Annotated in this window: 15 protein-coding genes and 3 pseudogenes; 16 read left to right on the top strand and 2 right to left on the bottom strand. The window is 50.8% G+C overall.

The window, feature by feature from the left end:
* Window positions 1-62: 62 nt before the first annotated feature.
* Window positions 63-887: a helix-turn-helix transcriptional regulator gene (locus tag EDF75_RS07955; protein ID WP_045859628.1), complete on the top strand. Its 825-nt coding sequence runs from the start codon at window positions 63-65 to the stop codon at window positions 885-887.
* 124 nt (window positions 888-1011) lie between these two features.
* A complete protein-coding gene (locus EDF75_RS07950) occupies window positions 1012-1329 on the top strand; it encodes a cupin domain-containing protein (RefSeq protein ID WP_133598348.1) in 318 nt (105 codons plus the stop codon).
* 20 nt (window positions 1330-1349) lie between these two features.
* On the opposite strand, the gene EDF75_RS07945 is transcribed toward EDF75_RS07950, so the two are convergent.
* Entirely contained in the window at window positions 1350-2048 is a 699-nt protein-coding gene (locus EDF75_RS07945) for an RluA family pseudouridine synthase (RefSeq protein ID WP_133598346.1), read from the bottom strand.
* A 105-nt stretch (window positions 2049-2153) separates the two neighbouring features.
* The gene (locus EDF75_RS07940; RefSeq protein WP_041146137.1) at window positions 2154-3047 is read right to left on the bottom strand and encodes a LysR substrate-binding domain-containing protein; all 894 of its coding nucleotides are present in this window, start codon (window positions 3045-3047) and stop codon (window positions 2154-2156) included.
* 313 nt (window positions 3048-3360) lie between these two features.
* Between EDF75_RS07940 and pckA the strand changes: the two genes are divergently transcribed.
* The 14 genes and pseudogenes from pckA (at window position 3361) to EDF75_RS07870 (ending at window position 15470) form a co-directional block, all read left to right on the top strand.
* Entirely contained in the window at window positions 3361-5004 is a 1644-nt protein-coding gene (gene pckA / locus EDF75_RS07935) for a phosphoenolpyruvate carboxykinase (ATP) (RefSeq protein ID WP_133598344.1), read from the top strand.
* Between the two features lie 514 nt (window positions 5005-5518).
* Window positions 5519-6016 carry a type VI secretion system contractile sheath small subunit gene (gene tssB, locus EDF75_RS07930; RefSeq protein WP_133598342.1) on the top strand — a complete coding sequence of 166 codons (498 nt, stop codon included), beginning with the start codon at window positions 5519-5521 and terminating at the stop codon, window positions 6014-6016.
* Between the two features lie 37 nt (window positions 6017-6053).
* Window positions 6054-7604: a type VI secretion system contractile sheath large subunit gene (gene tssC / locus EDF75_RS07925; RefSeq protein WP_133598340.1), complete on the top strand. Its 1551-nt coding sequence runs from the start codon at window positions 6054-6056 to the stop codon at window positions 7602-7604.
* Window positions 7605-7621: 17 nt separating this feature from the next.
* Window positions 7622-8146 (top strand): annotated as a pseudogene (gene tssK / locus EDF75_RS07920) (type VI secretion system baseplate subunit TssK); the annotation flags it as partial.
* Between the two features lie 14 nt (window positions 8147-8160).
* Window positions 8161-8451 carry a DUF2345 domain-containing protein gene (locus EDF75_RS07915; protein ID WP_133598336.1) on the top strand — a complete coding sequence of 97 codons (291 nt, stop codon included), beginning with the start codon at window positions 8161-8163 and terminating at the stop codon, window positions 8449-8451.
* A gap of 2 nt (window positions 8452-8453) precedes the next feature.
* Window positions 8454-8939 carry a DUF4123 domain-containing protein gene (locus EDF75_RS07910; protein ID WP_133598334.1) on the top strand — a complete coding sequence of 162 codons (486 nt, stop codon included), beginning with the start codon at window positions 8454-8456 and terminating at the stop codon, window positions 8937-8939.
* A gap of 35 nt (window positions 8940-8974) precedes the next feature.
* Entirely contained in the window at window positions 8975-9784 is an 810-nt protein-coding gene (locus tag EDF75_RS07905) for a hypothetical protein (protein WP_133598332.1), read from the top strand.
* Between the two features lie 56 nt (window positions 9785-9840).
* The gene (locus EDF75_RS07900; protein WP_133598330.1) at window positions 9841-10296 is read left to right on the top strand and encodes a hypothetical protein; all 456 of its coding nucleotides are present in this window, start codon (window positions 9841-9843) and stop codon (window positions 10294-10296) included.
* Window positions 10286-11017, top strand: a complete 732-nt coding sequence (locus EDF75_RS07895; RefSeq protein WP_133598328.1) for a hypothetical protein — start codon at window positions 10286-10288, stop codon at window positions 11015-11017. Before EDF75_RS07900 ends, EDF75_RS07895 begins: the two co-directional genes overlap by 11 nt.
* A 117-nt stretch (window positions 11018-11134) precedes the next feature.
* Window positions 11135-11483: pseudogene (locus EDF75_RS07890) on the top strand (DUF2345 domain-containing protein); the annotation flags it as partial.
* A 686-nt stretch (window positions 11484-12169) separates the two neighbouring features.
* Window positions 12170-12601 (top strand): annotated as a pseudogene (locus EDF75_RS07885) (DUF2345 domain-containing protein); the annotation flags it as partial.
* A 235-nt stretch (window positions 12602-12836) separates the two neighbouring features.
* A complete protein-coding gene (locus tag EDF75_RS07880) occupies window positions 12837-13061 on the top strand; it encodes a hypothetical protein (RefSeq protein WP_133598324.1) in 225 nt (74 codons plus the stop codon).
* A gap of 518 nt (window positions 13062-13579) precedes the next feature.
* Window positions 13580-14029, top strand: a complete 450-nt coding sequence (gene tssE, locus EDF75_RS07875; protein ID WP_133598322.1) for a type VI secretion system baseplate subunit TssE — start codon at window positions 13580-13582, stop codon at window positions 14027-14029.
* Between the two features lie 103 nt (window positions 14030-14132).
* Complete coding sequence (locus EDF75_RS07870; protein WP_133598320.1) at window positions 14133-15470, top strand: VasL domain-containing protein; 1338 nt, start codon at window positions 14133-14135, stop codon at window positions 15468-15470.
* Window positions 15471-15669: the final 199 nt, after the last annotated feature.

Here is a 15669-nt window from a genome sequence, read left to right as displayed (position 1 = left end):
CCTGCTCATTGGCTGAAATATCAATTTTGCGCAATAAAAAGGGTGCCGGAGTGGCGAAAGAGATACGGGATGATATCAGGCTCTGGCGGGACAGCGAGCTGCACGGCGGGATGGAGATCCTCCGCGCCTCCTGCTACGAGCATAGCTATCCGCCGCACTTTCACAATGAATATGTGATTGCCGCCTTTGCCCGCGGCGCCCAGCGCACGCGCATCTGCCGGGAGCGCGGCATCGCGGCGGCGGGGACGGTGATGGTGATCATGCCCGGCGAAGTGCATACCGGCGAAGCGGTGCAGCGTGACGAAGGCTGGGATTACTGCGCATTTTATCCTTCAGCGCAGCTGATCGATGAGGTGGCCGCAACGGTGCTTACCGGCACCGGGGAGGTCCATTTTGGCGGCGAAGGGATGCGCCACGACCCGCTGATGGCGCGCAGCATGCTGCAGGCCTCCGCGGTGCTTGGCGCCAGCCGCGACCCGCTGGAAAAAGAGTGCCTGATGTACCAGGTGCTGAATATGCTGGTGGGGCGCTATGCCGGGCGCAGCGCCCGCGGTGGCCGAAGGGATGCGATCCGCGCCGACATCCGTCGCGCCATCGAGTTTTTACACTGCGCCTATCAGCAGCCGCTGACGGTTAAGGAGATTGCCGGGGTCGCCGGGCTGAGCGAGTTTCATTTTATGCGCACCTTCCAGACGCAGACCGGGCTGTCGGTCCATCAGTACCTGACGCAGCTGCGCCTGGTCAGAGCCAAAGGGCTGCTGGCGAAAGGCTTCGGCGCCGCCCAGGTCGCGACGGACGTCGGGTTTTACGATCAAAGCCACCTGATTAAATACTTCCGCCTGCATTATGGCATCACGCCCGGCGTCTTCGCGGCCTCGTCGATATAGGCCGTTCGGCAGACGCTTCCCGGCGCAGCGAATGATTTTGCGTATGCAACTAACATATCCGTATTTGCGCGATGGCACCGATCGGTTATTGATTGCGGCTGGCATTCGCCTGCAGGAGGCATTGATGGAGATTAACTCTGTATACCGGATCGCCGCCGGGCTGGAGCAGGTCTGGCAGTCGCGGGTATTGGGCGCGGTAGGCAATAGCGCCATAAAGGTCATAAAAATGGGCGGCGAGGGGATCGCCGCCGAAGCGCACGATGACTTCGACGAACTGCTGCTGGTGCTGGAAGGGGAGCTTCCGCTGGTTATTGACGGCACGCGGTTCAACCTCGCTGCCGGCGATTACTGCTTTGTGCCGAAGGGCGCCGTGCATCACGTTCCGGCCGGCAGCTTCGGCACGCTGCTGCTGGTTGATGTCAGAGACGCGCCGCCGGATTAATCGCTGCCGACCGGCGGGTTTCAGAACGGACTGGCGCTGCTGGCGTTGATTAGCTCCCCGCTGACCGGGTGGGTAAAGCGCAGCTCGCTGGCGTGCAGCATCAGGCGCGGCGCGCGCTCGGTGCCGGGTAGCAGCAGGCCGCCGTAGAGATCGCAGCCTAAAATGGGGTGCCCCGCGAGCTGACAGTGAATGCGCAGCTGGTGGGTGCGACCGGTCTCCGGGCTGAGCCGCACGCGGGTCAGCGGCAGCAGCGTCCCGTCTTCACCCGGGCGCTGCAGGCGCTCAAGCACCCGATAGCGGGAGCGGGCCGGCTTGCCGCGGGTGGCGCAAATGGTCATCCGCGGAAACAGCGCCGGGTCTTTGGCGATGGGGGCGTCTATCACGCCTTCGTCATCGGCCAGGTGCCCGCACAGCAGCGCGCTGTAGACCTTGCTCACCGCGCGCTGGCTAAACTGCTGGCAAAGGGCGGCGTTGATGGCCTTGCTGCGGGCAATCACCATCACGCCGGAAGTGCCGAAATCGAGACGATGAACCAGCGTACAGCCGGGAAAGGTCTGGACTAACCGATGGTGCACCGAGTCGAGATTGCGCGGGTTTTTCCCCGAGAGGCTGAGCAGGCCGGCAGGTTTTGCGATCAGCAGCAGATAATCGTCCTGATAAAGGATCTCAATCTCTGCATGGCACGGCGGGGCAATAAAGGTATCAACGATCGTAGACATCGGGCGGCTCGCCTGGGAAAGAGGAGGCGGATGATAGCGAATTTTGTGCCAGCTGGCGAATTCGCTATTTAGCCGGCGACGGGTACAAGCCGCCGGTTTTATTGCTCAGGACTGGCGGGCATCCCGGGATTTAATATGCTGCCAGAAGCGCTCGGCAGACTGGTTAAGCCGCGAGCCGGAACGATACATATAGGCCCCGATCGGCAGCGAGAGCGTGGCGTCCATAATGGCCAGGCGGCCCTCATCGAGCTCGCGCTGGATAGAGTATTGCGGCAGCCAGCCCACGCCGTCGCCGTTGAGGATCATACGCTTAAGCAGCTCGCTCATCGACGAGACGAAGGTCAGGGAGAAGGTGATCCCCGGCGTGCGGTCGATAACCTGATTCACCTGGCGCCCCATATAGCTATCGTTGGCATACCTCATCAGCGGCAAAACGCCGCGGTGCAGATGAAAGAGCGGTCTGCCGCTCTCATCGCAGGGCGTAACAAGGTGCACCGAGGAGTCGAAAATTTTGTGGTTAATAAACGGATAGTTCATTAACTCCTCATTATAAAACGACAGAATAAAGTCGCTCTTGCCTTCCTTGAGGTTAAATACGGCTTCGTTAACGTTAATGGATTCGACGTGGAAGGTTTTATTTTTTATATCGGTGTAGCCGGCAATTAATTCCGGAAGGACTAAAACAGAGAGCGACGGAGCGGCATCGATTCTTATTTTCTGAGTAGTATTATTTAGCCCCTTAATGCGACTAATCTGAAAGTCCATGTCGTCCAGCATATTTCGCGCATAGCCGACGAAAATTTTGCCACGAGTGGTGAGCTGCAGCGGGTTAACCCCGCGGTCGAAGATGCTGAAACCCAGCGACGCCTCAAGCGCCTGAATCCTGCGGCTGAACGAGGATTGCGATATATTTCTGGTTTTAGCCGCCAGGGTAAAGCTTCTGGACTCCTCCAGAGCAATGACATCGTACAGCCACTTCACTTCAAGATTAGCCAGCACGGATCCGTTCCTTAACGCTGTATTTAATGCTATGCAATTTTAGCATAACGCATAGAAACTATGCAATTAACATAACCAACCACAGGTGTTAACATTTTTCTCAGATTTAGCGTATTCCTAAGCAGTTAATACGAGTTGTCGTAAAGCACAGGCGATACCCTACGAGCACCGCTATAATATCGCTGCTCCAGGCGGCTCATCCCGTTATTTCATTTTGCTGTGGGTTTTTGTACACCGGAATTCACAGAAGAACGCAATGACGGGCTGAAATAATGAATACATCTTACCTAGCCAGCTGTTTGTCAGGAGTTCCATGCCACGTATCGAATTAGTAAAACAGGCTCTGCACGAGCTTGGTATTAAGGATAGCAGCGAGTTATTTTATAACCCCGATTACGACCTGCTGATTGCCCATGAAACCAGCCCGGAACTCACCGGCGCAGCGCGCGGCGTGATGACCGCATCCGGCGCAGTGGCCGTTGATACCGGGATATTTACCGGACGTTCGCCGCGTGACAAATATATCGTCAGAGATGACCTGACCCGCGATACCGTCTGGTGGTCCGATGCCGGGCTTGGCCGCAACGACAATAAACCGTTAACGCCGCAGATTTGGGCCAGCCTCAAAACGCGGGTTGCCGGACAGCTGAGCGGTAAAAAGCTGTACGTGGTTGATGCCTGGTGCGGGGCAAGTCCTGATACGCGCCTCGGCGTGCGCTTTGTCACCGAGGTGGCGTGGCAGGCTCACTTCGTCAAAAACATGTTTATCGTTCCCGACGCTGAGGAGCTGGAACAGTTCACGCCGGACTTCGTGGTCCTCAACGGCGCGGGCTGCACTAACGACCAGTGGCAGGAGCAGGGCCTCAACTCCGAGAACTTCGTCGCCTTTAACCTGAGCGAGAAAATTCAGCTTATTGGCGGCACCTGGTACGGCGGAGAGATGAAAAAAGGGCTCTTCTCGGTCATGAACTATCTACTGCCGCAGCAGGGCATTGCTTCGATGCACTGTTCGGCTAACCGCGGCGAAGAGGGCGACGTGGCCCTGTTCTTCGGCCTTTCCGGTACCGGCAAAACGACCCTTTCCACCGATCCTCTGCGCCAGCTTATCGGCGACGATGAACACGGCTGGGATGACGACGGCGTCTTCAATTTTGAAGGCGGCTGCTACGCCAAAACCATCAACCTCGATCCGCAGGCGGAACCGGAGATTTATCAGGCGATTCGCCGCGATGCGCTGCTGGAAAACGTGGTGGTCAGGGCTGACGGCACGGTGGATTATGCCGACGGCAGTAAGACCGAAAATACCCGCGTTTCATACCCGCTGTCGCATATCGAAAATATCGTCAAGCCGGTCTCTCGCGCCGGTCATCCGGCGCGGGTGATTTTCCTCGCCGCTGACGCATTCGGCGTTCTGCCGCCGGTTTCGCGTCTGACGACCGAACAGATGCAGTACCATTTCCTGTCGGGCTTCACCTCGAAGCTGGCCGGCACCGAGCGCGGTATCACCCAACCGACGCCAACTTTCTCCGCCTGCTACGGCGCGGCGTTCCTGCTGCTGCACCCCACGCAGTACGCCAGCGTGCTGGCCGCCAAAATGGCGGAAGCCGGCGCCGAAGCCTGGCTGGTCAACACCGGCTGGAACGGAGAGGGTAAACGCCTGTCGCTGCGCGATACCCGCAGCATTATCAGCGCTATCTTAAACGATACCACCGGTCCTCTGCGTACGGAGACGATCCCGGTCTTTGGCCTGGCGATTCCGCAGAGCATTCCGGGCGTTGACAGCGCGCTGCTCGATCCGCGCAGCGGCTGGCGTTCTGCCGACGGCTGGCAGGAGAAAGCCGAGAGTCTGGCCCAGCTGTTTATCGATAACTTCAGACAATACAGCGATACCGAGGCCGGCGCGCGCCTGGCCCTGGCGGGCCCGAAGCTTGAACCGTCCGCCGCTACGGCAAACTAATTCGCGACGTCAATAGCGTCGCCCGCGCGAAACCCGGATGGCAACACGTTTGCTGTCCGGGTTTTTCTGTTTCTGGCAACCGGCCGAACGTGCATTAGCGGTCAGCGTCGTCCGCGCCGGCTTTCTCCTGCTTGCTTCTTTAGTCAATACCACTCCTTACGTCAATACCGCCTGCTCCTCTCCTTGTGGCGTTTTAAATGTCCGACACTGGACTTGAAAAATATTATTTTATTATTTCATTTATTAATTTGGCATTCTTATTATTGTCGTGAATGTTATTTGTTTTTGCGGTGTGGGTTTATTTTAAATAAATATTAACGGGCGACAGGTGCGCCAGGCCTGTTATGTCGGGCTTATGGCGCGTGTTGCTTTTAATTAGCGATTGCCGTTACGGGTTGTTTGAGTTTTTCAGGCTTTACGCCGCGATGAATTTAGAGTAAAAACAAAAAGCCGCATCCTCGATAGTGACAATATTTCAGGTTAAGTGATTAATTTATTCAGGAGATAAGTATATATGTCTGAATCATTTCAGAACGAAATACCTCGTGCGCGTGTAAATATAAAGCTGGATCTTTTGACGGGGGGAGTTCAGAAGAAAGTTGAGCTTCCGCTAAAGCTCCTGAGCGTGGGTGACTTCAGCAACGGCAAGGCAGAGGGCACGCTCTCTGAGCGCGATAAGATAGACATCAACAAGAATAATTTTAACAGCGTCCTGGCTAATCTTAATCCGGAAGTCAATCTCACCGTTAAAAACACCCTCGCCAACGATGGTTCTGAAGAAAACGTGAAGCTCTTTTTTCAGAATATGAAGGACTTCGAGCCGGAGGCGGTGGCGCGTCAAATCCCGCAGCTTCGGGCAATGCTCGCGATGCGTAATCTGCTGCGCGATTTGAAATCAAATCTTCTGGATAATATGACTTTTCGGAAGGAGCTGGAAATTATATTAAAAGACCCCGCGCTTTCCGCAGAGTTGCGTAATGAACTGAATGCGCTTGCCCCGGCCCAGGATTAATTACTGGACGTTTTTATCACGGAATAATGACGAGTAAATGCTAATGTCAGTCAATAACGAATCCCAAAATCTGGCGGGTGGCGCCGTTGTCGAAAAACACCTGCCGCAGGGTGGGGTATATGCCTCACTGTTTGACAAAATAAATTTAACGCCGGTGGCTGAGCTCGGTGATTTAAACGGTTTTGATGATACGACCGTTATGGCGGAAACCTCCGCCGACGCGCGCGTGACCGCCGCGGTGAAAGTATTTATGCAGTGTCTGCAAAAATCCGGGCGCAAAGTGGAGAAGCTGGATAAAACGATCCTCGACCATCATATTGCGGAGCTGGATTTTCAGATTGGCCGTCAGCTTGATGAAGTCATGCATCACCGGGATTTTCAGCGCACTGAGGGCGTCTGGCGTGGGCTCAAATCGCTGGTGGATAAAACCGATTTTCGCCAGAACGTCAAGCTGGAGCTCCTCGATTTGTCGAAAGAGGAGCTGCGCCAGGACTTCGAGGACTTTCCGGAAATTATCCAGAGCGGGCTGTATAAGCAGACCTATATCGCAGAGTACGACACCCCGGGCGGCGAGCCTATTGCCGCGGTTATCTCCGCCTATGAGTTCGATGCCTCCGCTCAGGACGTGGCGCTGATGCGTAACATCTCAAAGGTCTCCGCCGCCGCGCACATGCCGTTTATTGGCTCCGCGGGACCGGCGTTCTTTTTAAAGGAGAACATGGAGCAGGTTGCGGCCATCAAGGATATCGGCAACTACTTCGATCGCGCCGAATATATCAAATGGAAAAGCTTCCGCGAAACCGACGACTCTCGCTACATCGGCCTGGTGATGCCGCGCGTGCTGGGCCGCCTGCCGTACGGCCCGGACACCGTGCCGGTGCGCAGCTTCAACTACGTCGAAGAGGTGAAGGGGCCGGAACACGACAAATACCTGTGGACCAACGCCTCCTTCGCCTTTGCGGCCAATATGGTGAAAAGCTTCATCAACAACGGCTGGTGCGTGCAGATCCGCGGGCCGCAGGCCGGCGGCGCGGTGCAGGACCTGCCCATTCATCTGTACGATCTCGGCACCGGTAATCAGGTGAAAATTCCGTCAGAGGTGATGCTGCCGGAAACTCGTGAATTTGAGTTCGCCAACCTCGGTTTTATTCCGCTTTCTTATTATAAGAACCGGGATTACGCCTGCTTCTTCTCGGCAAATTCGGCCCAGAAACCGGCGCTGTACGACACCGCGGACGCTACCGCAAACAGCCGGATTAACGCGCGCCTGCCCTACATCTTCCTGCTGTCGCGCATCGCGCACTACCTGAAGCTTATTCAGCGTGAAAACATCGGTACCACCAAGGACCGCCGCCTGCTTGAGCTGGAGCTCAACGCCTGGGTGCGAAGCCTGGTGACCGAAATGACCGACCCGGGCGACGAGCTGCAGGCGTCGCATCCGCTGCGCGACGCCAGGGTGGTGGTGGAAGATATTGAGGATAACCCGGGCTTCTTCCGCGTGAAGCTGTTTGCCGTGCCGCACTTCCAGGTGGAAGGCATGGACGTCAATCTGTCGCTGGTTTCCCAGATGCCGAAAGCGAAAGCGTAGGGAGAGGGAGAGCGGGGATGAAGATTTACCGTCCATTATGGAGCGAAGGGGTCCTGTTAGCCCCGCAGCAGTTTCAGCAGCAGTCTGAGTGGGAGTCGTTTTCTCGTGCCGGATTGTCCACGCTGATCGGCGCCTTTTCGTGGGGCGTTGAGCGGGTCGAGTTCAACGAGGCGCTTCTGACATCCGGTCGGATCCAGGTGCAAACGCTGCGTCTGTGGCTACCGGATGGCACGCTGATTGATACCCAGAGCAGCGATTTGCCACCCGAACCGAGGGAAGTCGCGCTGCCGGCCTCCGGTCGTGCGGACAGTGTGACCGTTCTGGTTGCACTGCCGGTGATGCAGACCGGGATCGTCAATGTCCAAACGGAGACGGCTCCTGCAGAGCGCCCGCTACGCTATCGGGAAGAGTGGGTAACGATTCAGGATGCTTTTGGTCAGGAAGAGGAGCCGATGGCCGTTGCCCGGTTCAACCTCGCCTTTCGCTTTGATCATGAAAGTAACGATGCCTGGCAGACTTGTGCTGTGGCACGCCTGTTCAGGCGCAGAACGGGGAGATGCACATTAGTGCGGAGCAGAAGCTCAGTCTGGTCTCGGCGAGCGACATGTTGTTTGCGGGTAAGAAGAAGGTGACGCTGATAGGCGGTGGGAGTTATCTGATTATTGAAGGTGGGAAGATTGAGTATGGAACGGACACGACGTATACGCGGAAGGTAAAGCGAACTCATCTGACAGAATCTGCATCATTGAGCGGATTGGTGCCCTCATTTAGCCAAAGTGGCATCTGTTTGAGTTGTCTTTTTGAAGCTGCTGAAAACGGTGTGCCGATCCTAATTAAAGGTGAATAAGAATGAAGAATTCAATAGTAGAGCGTCTGAAAACAATACAGAGTGAAAGCGATAAAAGAAAAATATATGTTCTTGTTGATGGTGCTCAGTATGATCGTTTCTGCACAATAGAATTATTTAAGTGTAATGGTGTAATGCCTTTGTTTGATAATGTGGATGATAGGGATATCGCATTTGCAGGTCCTTGGTTATTGTCTTTTGAAAATGTTGATGATGATCTCTTTTGTATGTTAAATGAGCTGGAGTTGAAATACCCTTCGATTTCTTGGCTGTTAAGTTCGTTATCTTTTGACGATCTTTTTATTCATTTGAAAAAAAATCTAGAAGTGATCATGCCAAATAATAAGATCGCATTGCTGCGATACTATGATCCTCGAATACTTGTTTTTCTACCAGAAATATTAACAAGTAAGCAACTGAAGGTTTTCTTGTCCTCAGTTATAACATGGGGCTGCAAATATAATGATGAAGATTATTATATTATTTGATTTTGTTTTATGCATTTCGCAGAAAAGGATCCTTTATGGGAGTGAATGGGAATATTCAAAGTCCGTCAGAAGTATCACGGTGCGAAGATCCAGCCATCAGTGCGACTTTACCATGTGCATCTTGCTGGAATAAAGACTATGCTAAAGAGATTAAGGTGAATCCTGTAAAAAGATATGCAGATCAATTAAATTCTGAAGGTGAGTCATATGGGTATGATTTTGGTTCGAGGCAATATAATCTAGCAATTTTTTGTAAGACACTAAGAAAAGTGAGCGTAGAGATACGTTTGAAGATCGAGCCAGATTCAGGTGTATATGGCACAATTATAGAAAAATCCAAAGAATCCTTGCGTAAAGGTGTTAGGGAAAATTGGGAGAGTAAGTTTTCTTTAAGAATAAAAGATCCTAAATGTGGAATTAAAATATTTCCTATAGAATTTAAAGTGGTATTTGTAACAGCAAATGAGCATTATGTTTTTAGAATTCATGAAAAATATGAACGTGAAGGGGTTACCGGAAAATTTCTAGATGTATCCAAAGATACCAGATCTTGGGTATATGCCCATGAGTTTGGCCATTGTTTAGGGCTGCCAGATGAATATGGTTATAAATCAGGTTTGCAGCATAGGGATCAGGTTGTTTATTACAAGCCCGATGGCACTCTTGATACACCACTTTCGGTTCCCTATAATGGCGGTAACCCGGCAGACCCATCGTCGACAATTATGGCAGCATATGGTAACACAGCTATTTTGAAAAGGCATGGATGGCTCATTGCAATTGAAGCAAGAGATATGCTCAATGAATCAGGTTTAGGAAGAAAAATCGAATGCGATATAATATGATATTAGCCTTTGTCGTTTCTTTTTTTTCGCTCACTGCAAATTCAAAAGGAATTAAAATGATTGAAAATAACTACTTTATTATCAGTGCGGCTTGTGAGTCTCATAGAGAGTGTATTTACAATAATGAGAGAGAGATTTCTATTGTTATTACTATTAAAAATATTAGCTCAAAAGGTTTTTATCTTCCGTTGACATTCATTGAGAAAACCGGCCCTGGTGTTGAACTCATTGATCTTCACACTAAAAAAAATATGCCATTGAGACCTAATCTTGTTAGCTGGGATTTAAAAAAAGAAATGACATATATTTCGGCCAATGGAAGTGTTTCATTTAAATGGGTTATATTAGATGTGGAAATATCATCCTTTATTGTTGATGGCTCTCTTGATATCTCTGCAGATTTTTCTGTTCTTACCAATGTGTATGACTCAGAAAGAAATGATAAAGGTGAGTTCATCTCATCAACAAATTTAATCATTACCGGGAGGAATTTGGATGAAGATGAGCACTGAACAGTTAGCCTTACTTGATTTTTATTCTGAGAATGCTTTCGTCAATGAATTATCTGAACATTGTAAAAAAATATTTCCAAAGATATCTAATGAGTTAGGCTCGAAAAAATTAAAAGAAAGTCTCACAAAATCAATTAATAAGGCTAAAGCGTCAAACATAACACAACGTGGCTCTCTGCAATTATATATTGACATGAGTATAGTGCTTGGTTCGGGTTTTGACACTGATCCAACGTATTCTTCTTTAAGTTCTATGAGTGTACAATGTACATCAAGTACAGAATTAGAAAGATCTATGAGAATACATAGTGAATTTAATACATATCTAACAGGCGTTATTGGTGAGAATAATACTTACATCTTAGATTTTAAACATAGGCTTGCCAATGAAATTTTTCATGGTTTTAGTCACCTCAATTTCAATGAGAAAGTATTTCATTTGCTGAGTGAGCTTTATCCACAGAAATGTATATATTTGAGTTCTGATAAAGTAAAAGAGATTATAAATATTGGCTTTGAGTATTCTGCAGCATACTACCTGAGTTTTAATGTTCGCGCCGTTTTTATTCTTGTATTGTTTATTGTTGGACATAATTTTGAAACGGATTACTTTCATTTGCATGAAGCTTTTTTCTCTTCAGAAAAAAAATATGATGATTGGGGTTTGATTTGCAAAGCAAAAGAATTTGTAATGCAATACATAGATGCACTGATTACATGATAAATAAACGATCATGTTGAGGTGCTTAACAAATCGACCTGCCTGCATTTGTTCAGCAATGCGGCGCACCTGACGCCGGGTATGGTGCTGGAAGCGGACGGCAGCATGCTGAACGACCTGGAGGCGGATATTACCAGCCAGACAGCGATGTTTAATCAGCAGCTGAAAGCGCTGAATGAGATGATCCACTTCCATGGTCCTCAGGGTGTGGCCTTCACCAGCGGCGAACATATGCAACTGGCCGCCAGCAAGAATATGGCGATGAACGCCGGTGGGGATTTTAGCTACGGGTCGCTCGGGAATGCCGCCGTTCTGGCAGGCGAGCAAATAGGGCTGTTTGCTCGCATCGGCTCACTGACCCTGAACGCCAGCGAAGGCCCGGTGCAGATACAGGAACAGAGCGGGGGCGATGAACATCATCGCGGAGCAGAAGCTCAGTCTGGTCTCGGCGAGCGACATTAATTTTTAATTTATTCAGGGGGAGATATTTTGCAGGGCTACTTTCCAATTGAACACTTTAGTATTATTTCAGGAAATGCGTCTTTGTATCCGTTATTTTTATCTTTAGAGAAAGATAAAGTATATGCTTACTCTGCCCGATTTATGATAAAACCTGAGGACTTACCAGTTGTTGAACAAGTGGTTGAATTTTTTTCCATGGGAAGTTAACGCAAGAGAAAAAAATATTTGCAGATCATGATAAAATACTCATTTGTTATAAATTTAAAGAGTTTAATCAGGATGTTGTAAGGTTCATCACAAATGATAACGGTTTTATAGCCTGCATTTGTGAAGAGAAATTAGAGCCACCAGGGCCGGAAGAAATACTCCCAGATAGAGATCTTAGTACTTATGGTAGTTTGCAAGGAGATATGCAATTTTGGTGGGATATCTACTGGGGACCCTTCTGGAGTCATTTAACAGAAGATGAAAAATTTAAATATTTTGAACGAGGAGATTTGGCTGAAGATACAATCCAGTTTCTAGGATTTCATCGTTAGTCCATAATACATATGGAGAATAGTTTACCTTCATGCTACGAAATTATTTATGGCAATTTCACCTGCAGCCTCGATCTCCATCAGGTCAAAGAGCAAAACCAAATGATGTCGTCCATGTTCGACAATATGCAGCTGATCCTTAACAATCGTGCTGGCTGCGGATATTGCCAGCCAGATAGCGATGTTTAATCAATGGCTGAAAGCGCTGAAAGCGCTGAAAGCGCTGAATGAGATGATCCACTTCCATGGTCCTCAGGGTGTGGCCTTTACCAACGGCGAACATATACAGCTGGCCGCCAGCAAGAATGTGGCGATGAACGCCGGTGGGGATTTTAGCTGCGGGTCGCTCGGGAATACCGCCGTTCTGGCTGGCGAGCAAATAGGGCTGTTTGCTCGCCGCGGCTCACTGACCCTGAACGCCAGTGAAGGCCCGGTGCAGATACAGGCGCAGAACGGGGAGATGCACATCAGCGCGGAGCAGCAGCTCAGTCTGGTCTCGGCGAGCGACATGTTGTTTGCGGGTAAGAAGAAGGTGACGCTGATAGGCGGCGGGAGTTATCTGATCATTGAAAGTGGAACGATTTTCTTTAGTTAAGAGATCATTGCTATCTTATTGGGATGAAGGCCGTGGTGACTGAAAAAATACGTCTGATGGGGGAAGTAGATTCCTGTTTTTACTTATAGATAATATACCATACTGGTCAGATACTATTGGACGGATTCCGTTTGCGGTTGGTACTTATCGGGCCTTTCACTCGATAAAAGCGACTATTGATACAGGCATGGTACGGGCTACGGGAAAGCCATTAGATGCATTGATGAAAAAATCTGACTCAACTAATGAGTATGATAATTTTTTTGTTCTTTGTGGGGCACTGTATGCAAGTAAAAAATTCTCATATAGTGTCAAAACCAATGGAGGAAATTATCCCGCAGTTGATATTGTAGAACCCTCAGTTGATGTAAGTGCGAAAATATTAGGGAGAAAGAGCAGTATCACTAAAGGGGAGTTAGAACAGTATGGGGTTTGGAATGAAAAATAAAAAAAATATTAAATATTTCAATTTTTCTTGGCGCAATAATTGTGATGATAGGATTGTGTTCGATTGTTTTTAAAATTTATGAGGGTGTTTTTTATATATATTCTCACAAAAGTGTTGGGATGATTTTTATAACATTTTTTTTTGTGTTTATAGCATCGCCAGCTTTGTTTTTGACATTGTATGTGTCAAGAAAAAAAGCATGACTATCGTTTTTCTTGCGTTGCTATATTTGTATTATGAATGGTTTTCAGTACATCCTTTCCGCGTTGTACTTATGGGGGGATGTTTTTTAGTTGGGTATGTTTTTACACTTATTACGAATAAGTATATACATAAAGTCGACAATCATCATAGTTTGAACAAAGACTGATTTCATCATGCAGAAATTCAAGGCACTTTCCCGGCTCATTTTTGAAAACCAGGAACAAAGCTATATCTATGCCCATTTGGATAAGCAGGCGGATACAAGGGGGAGATTAGATTTCAGCTACTCCCATATTTAATTGATCAGGGAAACTATGCCACACAATACCCCCTCATTATATGAAATTCTCTACGGCAACTTCACCGGCGGCCTCGACCTCAACCACGTCAACGAGCAGGACCAGGCGATCCTGTCCGTGCTGGACAACATGCAGCGCATTCTCAACTGCCGCGCCGGCACGCTGGCGCATCTGCCGGACTACGGCCTGCCGGACATGACCAAAATCCTGCAGGGTATGCCGGGCACCGCCCATGAGCTTATGGGGACGCTGTCGGCCGTTTTGCTCAAATATGAACCGCGGCTGAAAAGCATTAGCGTTATTCTGCTTGAGCAGGCGATCCCCGGCGAGCTGCGCTATGCGATCGATGCGGAGCTGAAAGGGGTGGGGCTGGTGCGCTATGGTACCGAGTTTATGCCCGAGGGGCGGATATTCATTCGCCACCTAAAGCAGCAGCATTATTTCGACAGAAATCCCCGCATGTAGGGATGCCGGGCAGGCCGGCACGATATCTTCCTCGGGACGAGTGACCGCCAGCTCCCGGAGTGAATCGCCAATCTCTGCCTGCCCATCCACGGATGAATTCATTATGAAAAGCACAGAACCCCGAGATATTCGCACGGGCGGCGATCCGCGCCCGTTTCCTGACTTCATCGCCCTTCGCGATGAAATGAGCAAGCAGACGCATCCCGCCAGGCCTGATATTCACTGGGAGCGGGTGGAGAAATTGTCGCTGGCGCTGTTTGATAAAAACGGGATTGAGCTGCAGACAGGGGCCTGGTACACCCTGGCGCGCAGCCATCTGGCACGCGTGGAGGGCATGAACGAAGGTCTGAAGATCGTTGCCACGATGCTCAGCCGCCAGTGGGCGCAATACTGGCCACGGGCCAGCCACCTGCGGGCAGAAATTCTCTCAGGGCTGTTTCAGCGGCTGCAGAAAGTGTTCCGCACCTTTACCCTGAGCCATGAGGATTATCATCAGCTCCTGCAGCTGGAGTCGACGCTTGATTTCCTGAGCAGCATCCTTGCCCGCCAGGAACTGCTGCAGATAAGCCAGATAGAGCCGCTGGTGCAGCAGGTGTGCAGCGCGGTGACGCGCGTGGAAAATGCGCCAGAGCCACAACTATCCGCTGCAGCCATTGCTCTTCCTGCCGCGCAGGTTCCGCCGATCGGATTGAACGAATCAACGTCAGAGCCCCGGCGACCGGATGCAATCCCGCCAGCTTCCGCCGCCGCCGTTAACAGGAGCCACAAAGCGGTGCCTGCGTCAAAGCGGGTCGGTCTATTCGCCTGCGGGATGCTGACGGCCTTTGCGCTGAGTGCCGCAGTCTTTATCGGCGGGCACTACCTGGCTCGCTCGGATCAAGCGGGTCAACAGCCCGACAGCAGCCAGCAGCCGCTACCCTGGCTGCCCAGCGCGGCGGCAGGCGAGACGTTCAGCTCTTCTGGCTCAGCCGCCGGCTGGTTGAAGGATGCCTCGCTGAGGTTAGAGGCGCTTTCTGCCCTCCCGCCTGACTGGCATCTCCGCTATGGTCAGGATCTGATAAACCAGGCTTATGCACTGTGGCCGGAGCTTCCCGGAACTGAAGAGTTGGGTACTCAGTGGCGGCAAAAGCTTGCCCTGAACGGGACGCCCGATGATTCGCTGGCGGGCTGGCATCAGGGCATGCACAGGCTCCAGAGCCTGAGCGAGCAGCTTAACGCGCTGGATGGGCAAAAGGGGAGATACCTGACGGTCAGCGAGCTGAAATCGCAGGTGTTTGCAGCCATTCAGGCATTTAATCAGTCGGTGCCGGCGGAGGAGCAGCTCCGGCAGATAGCTGCACGACGGGAGCCGGGGATGATCCCGCAGGCGCAGAAACTTGAGGTGGAGCAGCACCTGCAGCAGCTCATCATCCGATACTCGGCGCTAACCACCACGGAATAGCGTTGCTCTCCGGGGAGCTTGTTCGCCACGCAACCGGGTATTGTTCCGCAGTCAGCCGAGCGCTGAATAGCCATATGGAAATGCGCCCGGGGCATTTTTACAAACTGCGCAGAGCGGCCTGCAGTATCGCCCGCGTCAAAAATAAAAAACCACGCCATGGCGTGGTTTTTTTATGCTGCTTTGCTGCTGCTATGAGATT

The sequence above is a fragment of the Klebsiella sp. BIGb0149 genome, assembly GCF_004362605.1.
In the GTDB taxonomy this organism is placed as follows: Bacteria; Pseudomonadota; Gammaproteobacteria; order Enterobacterales; family Enterobacteriaceae; genus Klebsiella; species Klebsiella terrigena.
Note: the sequence above shows the minus strand (reverse complement) of the source record. Positions and strands in the feature narration are given on the sequence as shown.

Excerpts from the sequence above, each read along its gene's own strand:
- EDF75_RS07950 (WP_133598348.1), top strand. The coding sequence starts at position 1,012 with ATGGAGATTAACTCTGTATACCGGATCGCCGCCGGGCTGGAGCAGGTC.
- EDF75_RS07945 (WP_133598346.1), bottom strand. The coding sequence starts at position 2,048 with ATGTCTACGATCGTTGATACCTTTATTGCCCCGCCGTGCCATGCAGAG.
- pckA (WP_133598344.1), top strand. The coding sequence starts at position 3,361 with ATGCCACGTATCGAATTAGTAAAACAGGCTCTGCACGAGCTTGGTATT.
- tssB (WP_133598342.1), top strand. The coding sequence starts at position 5,519 with ATGTCTGAATCATTTCAGAACGAAATACCTCGTGCGCGTGTAAATATA.
- tssC (WP_133598340.1), top strand. The coding sequence starts at position 6,054 with ATGCTAATGTCAGTCAATAACGAATCCCAAAATCTGGCGGGTGGCGCC.
- EDF75_RS07915 (WP_133598336.1), top strand. The coding sequence starts at position 8,161 with ATGCACATTAGTGCGGAGCAGAAGCTCAGTCTGGTCTCGGCGAGCGAC.
- EDF75_RS07910 (WP_133598334.1), top strand. The coding sequence starts at position 8,454 with ATGAAGAATTCAATAGTAGAGCGTCTGAAAACAATACAGAGTGAAAGC.
- EDF75_RS07905 (WP_133598332.1), top strand. The coding sequence starts at position 8,975 with ATGGGAGTGAATGGGAATATTCAAAGTCCGTCAGAAGTATCACGGTGC.
- EDF75_RS07900 (WP_133598330.1), top strand. The coding sequence starts at position 9,841 with ATGATTGAAAATAACTACTTTATTATCAGTGCGGCTTGTGAGTCTCAT.
- EDF75_RS07895 (WP_133598328.1), top strand. The coding sequence starts at position 10,286 with ATGAGCACTGAACAGTTAGCCTTACTTGATTTTTATTCTGAGAATGCT.
- EDF75_RS07880 (WP_133598324.1), top strand. The coding sequence starts at position 12,837 with ATGAAAAAATCTGACTCAACTAATGAGTATGATAATTTTTTTGTTCTT.
- tssE (WP_133598322.1), top strand. The coding sequence starts at position 13,580 with ATGCCACACAATACCCCCTCATTATATGAAATTCTCTACGGCAACTTC.
- EDF75_RS07870 (WP_133598320.1), top strand. The coding sequence starts at position 14,133 with ATGAAAAGCACAGAACCCCGAGATATTCGCACGGGCGGCGATCCGCGC.